Origin of the sequence: Streptomyces sp. NPDC096040, assembly GCF_040303265.1 — a bacterium.
Classification (GTDB): domain Bacteria; phylum Actinomycetota; class Actinomycetes; order Streptomycetales; family Streptomycetaceae; genus Streptomyces.
Window position 1 is genome coordinate 386,267 of sequence record NZ_JBEOTA010000002.1, and the last position, 6,000, is coordinate 392,266.

Sequence of the window (6,000 nt, forward strand, 5' to 3'; positions counted from 1 at the left end):
CGAGGGTAGATCTCCCCGGGCGGAAGTGACTTGCCTGAGTCACCCTGACGGTGGAGGTGGCCATGGAACCCGTCGAGGCGCTGGAACGGATCGCCTTCCTGCTGGAACGCTCTCTGGCACCGTCCTACCGGGTCCGTGCCTTCCGCACCGCCGCACGGGTCCTGGCCGCCCTGCCCGCCGACGAGGTCGCCGAGCGGGCCCGTGCGGACACCCTCGAATCGCTGCGGGGCGTGGGCCCGAAGACGGCCCAGGTGGTCCGGGAGTCGCTGGCCGGAGATTTGCCCGGATATTTGCGCAAGCTCGAGAAGGAGGCGGGTGCGCCTCCGACGGGTCCCGGGTCCCGGCTGCGGGCGCTGCTGCGCGGGGACTGCCATCTGCACTCGGACTGGTCCGACGGCGGCAGCCCCATCGAGGAGATGGGCCGCACCGCGGCCGCGCTCGGCCACGAGTGGGCGGCGCTCACGGACCACTCGCCCCGGCTCACGGTGGCCCGCGGACTGTCCCCGGAGCGGCTGCGCGAACAGCTGGCGGTGCTGGCAGCACTCAACGCCTCCTGGGCGCCGTTCCGGCTGCTCACCGGCATCGAGTGCGACATCCTGGAGGACGGCTCGCTGGACCAGGAACCGGAGCTGCTGGAGCGGCTGGACGTGGTCGTCGTCTCGGTCCACTCCAAGCTGCGGATGGACGCCCGCTCGATGACCCGGCGCATGGTGCGAGCCGTGCGCGATCCACACGCGGACATCCTGGGCCACTGCACGGGCCGCCTGGTCACGGGCCGGGGGCGGCCGGAGTCCGAGTTCGACGCGGACGAGGTGTTCGCCGCGTGCGCGGAGTCCGGTACGGCCGTGGAGATCAACAGCCGCCCGGAGCGTCTGGACCCGCCCCGGCGGCTGCTGCGCCGGGCCGTCGAGGCGGGTGTGCTGTTCTCGATCGACACCGACGCCCACGCGCCCGGCCAGCTGGACTGGCAGATCCTCGGCTGCGCCCGGGCCGAGGAGTGCGGGGTGCCCGCCGAACGGGTGGTGACCACCTGGTCGGCGGAGGAACTGCTGACCTGGACCGGGGAGGGACGGATCCCCGCGCGCGTGGCCGCCTCGCGGTGACGCGGATCACGTACGGGCTCGGAACACCGGGAGGTTGTTGTCCGTTGAACCAGCCGTGGGTGCGGATGGGACAGTGTCCCCGGGCCTCACCATTTGCCCACAGGGAAGATCGTTCGGCTGAAGCCCTGTGGAGCCTTTCGCCGCGAGGCGACCGCCGTCCGTGCCCACCACCTGGCCGCCCCGGCCGCGAATCCCCCGTCGCGGCCGGGGCTTTCCACTGTTCGGGGGCCTTCCGAGGGCTCCGGGGCCTCGGCTTGACTTCGAGAGCACTCCAATTCGTAGCGTTCAAGTCATGAGCACTACGACTCCTCAGCACAAGATCGGTTCCGGATTCGGCGCGGACAGCACCGCCGACGACGTCCTTGCGGGCCTCGACCTCGCCGGCCGGCTCGCGATCGTCACCGGTGGCTACTCGGGGCTCGGCCTGGAGACCACGAAGGCGCTGACCGAGGCGGGCGCCCATGTCGTCGTCCCCGCACGGCGCGCCGAGGCCGCCCGGGATGCGCTGGCCGGCCTGGACCGGGTCGAGGTGGACGAGCTGGACCTCGGTGACCTGGACAGCGTGCGCGGCTTCGCCGAGCGGTTCCTGGCCTCCGGCCGGACCCTCGACTTCATGATCGACAGCGCCGGGATCATGGCCTGCCCCGAGACCCGCGTGGGGCCCGGCTGGGAGGCCCAGTTCGCCACCAACCACCTCGGGCACTTCGCCCTCGTCAACCGGCTCTGGCCCGCCCTTGAGCCGGGCGGCGCCCGCGTCGTCTCGGTCTCCTCGCGCGCCCACCACTTCTCCGGTATGCGCTGGGACGACGTCCAGTGGCAGCACGACTACGACAAGTGGCAGGCCTACGGCCAGGCCAAGACCGCGAACGTGCTGTTCGCGGTGCACCTCGACCGGCTCGGCCAGGACTCCGGCGTGCGCGCCTTCGCCCTGCACCCCGGCGGCATCATGACCCCGCTCCAGCGGCACATCCCCCGCGAGGAGATGGTCGAGCGCGGATGGATCGACGAGCAGGGCAACTTCCTCAACCCGCAGGGCTTCAAGACGCCCCCGCAGGGTGCGGCCACCCAGACCTGGGCGGCCACCTCCCCGCAGCTGGCGGGCATGGGCGGGGTGTACCTGGAGGACTGCGACATCGCCGAGCCCGCCGTGGAGGGCGAGACGAACGGCGTCAAGGCCTGGGCGATCGACCCGGACCAGGCCGCCCGGCTCTGGGACCTCTCGGCGGAGCTGACGGGCGTGAACGCGTTCGCCTGACACCCGGCCGCGCTCAGGCTGCCGCGCGTATCGATGATCTCCCGGTCATGGCCCGGCTCAGCGGGTGTGCCCGCTGAGCGCCCCGGGTACCCGGGGCGTGCCCGCCGGTGAGAGGAGCCGAAGGTGAGCAGCTCAGCGGAGCACAAGGTTGTTGTCACGGGGGCCACCGGGAACGTCGGTACGAGCGTGGTACGGGCGCTCGCCGAGGATCCGGGGGTCGGGTCGATCCTGGGGCTGGCGCGGCGGATCCCGGACTGGGCACCCGCGAACACGGAGTGGTCGCCGGCGGACATCGCTTCCGAGCGGACGCCGCTGGCCGAGCTGTTCGCGGGCGCCGACGCGGTGGTCCATCTCGCCTGGGCGTTCCAGCCGACGCGTGATCCGGCGCGGACCTGGCGCACCAATGTGCTCGGTGGCATCCGGGTCTTCGAGGCGGTGGCGACGGCCGGTGTGCCGGTGCTGGTGCACGCCTCCTCGGTCGGCGCGTACGCCCCGGGCCCCAAGGACCGGGCGGTGGACGAGTCCTGGCCCACGCACGGCTGGCCGGACGCCGCCTACTGCCGGGAGAAGGCCTATCTCGAACGGGCCCTGGACATCTTCGAACGCGACCACCCGGACGTGCGAGTGGTCCGGATGCGTCCTGCCTTCATGTTCAAACGGGAGTCGGCGAGCGAACAGCGCCGGATCTTCGGCGGGCGGCTGTTGCCCGGTCCGCTGGCCCGGCCCGAGCTGCTGCACTTCCTGCCGGACGTACCCGGGCTGCGGGTGCAGGCGCTGCACACCGACGACGCGGCCGAGGCCTTCCGGCTGGCCGTGACGAGCGAGGTCCGAGGTGCCTTCAACCTGGCCGCCGATCCGCCGCTGGACGCGGGCGTACTGGCCGAACGGTTCGGTGCGCGTCCGGTCCGGCTGCCGCGCACCGCGGCCCGGTCGGCGATCGCCGCCGCCTGGGGCCTGCACCTGCTGCCGGCCTCTCCGCACCTTTTCGACGCGGTACTGCGGCTGCCCCTGATGGACTGCACCCGGGCCCACGAGGAACTGGGCTGGCAACCGCGCCGGACCTCGACCGAGGTTCTGCAGGAGTTCCTGGAGGGCCTGCGCGAGGGCGCCGGGGCGGCGACGAGGCCGTTGCACGGGAGCAAGGTCGGCTGAGGGGAGACGGCCTCAGCCGGCCTCAGCCCGCTCCCGCTGCGGCACCACCGTGTACTTCGGGTCCTCCGCCGACGCCACGCCCGCCGCGAACACGCCGAAGCGCGTGCACGCCGAACCGGCGAGGAGGGCGAGTCCCGACGCGACCGCGGGAGCCCGGCGGCCACCGAGCACGACGGCTCCCAGGGCGCCGGCCGCCGTGAGGTACCGCGCGGCGCGCAGCAGGTTGCCCGCCCGTCCTTCCCGCCATGTCTCGGCGACCATGCCCAGCCGCCGCTCCGCGGCCCGTTCCACCGCGGCGTCGGCCAGCGCCGCCAGCCCGGCGGCACAGCGCGCGGGTACGTTCTCGTGCGTGGGCCCGGTCACGAGGGCCATTCCGGCCGCCGCGGCCGTGGCCGAGGCGCCGAACAGATAAGGCAGTTCACGGTGGGCGCCGTGCCAGGCCGGCACAGCGGTGTCGGCGGCCAGGACCCCGGTGTACGTGGCGACCGCCGGCCCGAGCAGCGCCGCGGCGCCGGTCGCCGCGCCCCCGAGCCGCGGCAACCGACCGGTCACGGCGCTCGCGGCGGCCGCACCCGCCGCGGGCCCGTAGACACCGAGCAGCCAGGACCCCATGCTCATCGGTGAGGTCGGCTTGAACACCCGCAGCATGTTCGCGAACCGGCTCGGCCTGCCCAGGTCGTGGATCAGTGCGGCGGCCGACAGGGAGACGGCGGTCAGCGAGGACACCTTCAGTGCGGTCGCGGTCGTGGTACGACCGGTCAGGTGCGCCCCCGCGGCGAGGACCGATCCGGCACCCGCCAGCCCGCCGAGGAAGAAGTACCCGGCGATGTCGGGGGCGGCCCAGGACGGCGGCTTGATGACCGGGCGGCCGTAGTAGGACTGGAACTCGGCGCGGGGGACGACGGGTTGCTCACCTCGTCCGCGCCGCTTGCGCCCTGCACGCTCGGTGGCGCTCATCGCCGGGTCCCTCCTGTCTTTGCCGTCCTTCCAGCGATCGCGAAGCAGGCCGCCACGCCACCCAGCAGGGACAGGGCCGCGGCTCCCGCGTGCCTCCACATGGCGGGCAGATCGCGGGTGGTGACCACGGGGGCGGGCGGCAACCCGTACACCTCGGGTTCGTCCAGCAGAAGGAAGAACGCGCCGTCGCCGCCGACCCCGTCGTCGGGATCGTGGCCGTAGAGCCGGGCGTCGCCGACGCCCTGTTCGTGCAGCTGGTCGACGCGCAGGGCGGCCCGTTCCCTTAGTTCGTCCAGGGGGCCGAACTGGATGGAGTCGGTGGGGCACGCCTTGGCACAGGCCGGTTCCTGTCCGGCGCCGAGGCGGTCGTAGCACATGGTGCACTTGAACACCCGCCCGTCGGACGGCCGTTGCTCGATGACGCCGTACGGGCAGGCAGGCACGCAGTAGCCGCAGCCGTTGCAGATGTCCTCCTGGACGACGACCGTGCCGAACTCGGTGCGGAACAGGGCACCGGTCGGGCAGACGTCCAGACAGGCTGCGTGGGTGCAGTGCTTGCACACGTCGGAGGACATCAGCCAGCGCATGTCGGAGCTGCCCGTGTCCGCGGACTCACCGTCCACCAGAGGGAGTTCGGTACGGCCGTCCGGGCTCGGCTGTTCGATGAAGGCCACGTGCCGCCAGGTCGAGGCGCCGAGCGCCTCGGTGTTGTCATACGACATGGCGGTCAGCGAGAGGCCGTCCTCGGGAAGCGCGTTCCACTCCTTGCAGGCGACCTCGCAGGCCTTGCAGCCGATGCAGACGGAGGTGTCGGTGAAGAATCCGACGCGTTCCTGGGTCACTTGCGTACCTCCGTTCCGGTGGCCGCGGTGATGCCGGCCCGCCTGCGGTATTCGGCGACCAGCTTCGGCAGGTTGGGGCCGCGGGGACGGCGGCCGGGCAGGATGTCGGCGGAGAGCGCCTTGTCCTCCTGGATGTGGGCGTTGGGGTCGAGGGCGATGGCCACCAGCTCGTTGGCCGCGTCACCGGTCGACAAGCCGTTGGGCCCCCAGTGGAAGGGCAGGCCGATCTGGTGGACGATACGGCCCTGGACACGCAGGGGGCGGATGCGGTCCGTGACCAGCACCCGCGCCTCGACGGCGTTGCGTGCGGTGATCACGGTGGCCCAGCCGCCGTTCTCCAGGCCGCGTTCGCGGGCCAGGGCGGGCGAGACCTCGCAGAAGAACTCCGGTTGCAGCTCGGACAGATACTCCGACCAGCGGCTCATGCCGCCTGCCGTGAAGTGCTCGGTGAGGCGGTGCGTGGTGACGACGTACGGGTACACCTCGGCGCCCTTCTCGTCTCCGCTCGGGTGGTAGCGGTTGCCCTCACGGGGCAGCAGCTGGCGCACCGGGTTGCGCGGGACGGACGGGTACAGGGCGTTGGGGAACGGGGAGTCCTGATTCCGTTGGCGAAGTCGACTGGTTGAGGTCAGGCCGCTGCGAGGCCGTGAGCGGTGCACAGTTCGCGGATTCTGCTGGGGCGGGCTGCGGG

Annotated in this window: 6 protein-coding genes; 3 read left to right on the forward strand and 3 right to left on the reverse strand. The window is 72.5% G+C overall.

Going from position 1 to position 6,000, the window contains the following annotated elements; translation table 11 throughout:
• Positions 1-62: 62 nt before the first annotated feature.
• The 3 genes from ABTY98_RS03630 to ABTY98_RS03640 all read left to right on the forward strand — a co-directional run bounded on the left by ABTY98_RS03630 (position 63) and on the right by ABTY98_RS03640 (position 3,510).
• Positions 63-1,103, forward strand: a complete 1,041-nt coding sequence (locus tag ABTY98_RS03630) for a PHP domain-containing protein (protein ID WP_352219198.1) — start codon at positions 63-65, stop codon at positions 1,101-1,103.
• Between the two features lie 292 nt (positions 1,104-1,395).
• Positions 1,396-2,358, forward strand: coding sequence for an SDR family NAD(P)-dependent oxidoreductase (locus tag ABTY98_RS03635; protein ID WP_352219199.1), 963 nt, complete (start codon positions 1,396-1,398; stop codon positions 2,356-2,358).
• 123 nt (positions 2,359-2,481) lie between these two features.
• Positions 2,482-3,510, forward strand: coding sequence for an SDR family oxidoreductase (locus tag ABTY98_RS03640; RefSeq protein ID WP_352219200.1), 1,029 nt, complete (start codon positions 2,482-2,484; stop codon positions 3,508-3,510).
• A 12-nt stretch (positions 3,511-3,522) separates the two neighbouring features.
• Here the strand turns inward: ABTY98_RS03640 and nrfD are convergent, their stop codons facing one another.
• From nrfD to ABTY98_RS03655, 3 genes are all read right to left on the reverse strand, one after another.
• Entirely contained in the window at positions 3,523-4,467 is a 945-nt protein-coding gene (gene nrfD / locus ABTY98_RS03645) for an NrfD/PsrC family molybdoenzyme membrane anchor subunit (protein WP_352219201.1), read from the reverse strand.
• Entirely contained in the window at positions 4,464-5,309 is an 846-nt protein-coding gene (locus ABTY98_RS03650; protein ID WP_352219202.1) for a 4Fe-4S dicluster domain-containing protein, read from the reverse strand. The genes nrfD and ABTY98_RS03650 overlap by 4 nt, the downstream gene beginning before the upstream one ends.
• Positions 5,306-6,000 (reverse strand): molybdopterin dinucleotide binding domain-containing protein (locus tag ABTY98_RS03655; RefSeq protein ID WP_352219203.1); only part of this gene is annotated, 695 nt, incomplete at its 5' end. The genes ABTY98_RS03650 and ABTY98_RS03655, both read right to left, overlap by 4 nt.

Excerpts from the sequence above, each read along its gene's own strand:
- ABTY98_RS03630 (WP_352219198.1), top strand. The coding sequence starts at position 63 with ATGGAACCCGTCGAGGCGCTGGAACGGATCGCCTTCCTGCTGGAACGC.
- ABTY98_RS03635 (WP_352219199.1), top strand. The coding sequence starts at position 1,396 with ATGAGCACTACGACTCCTCAGCACAAGATCGGTTCCGGATTCGGCGCG.
- nrfD (WP_352219201.1), bottom strand. The coding sequence starts at position 4,467 with ATGAGCGCCACCGAGCGTGCAGGGCGCAAGCGGCGCGGACGAGGTGAG.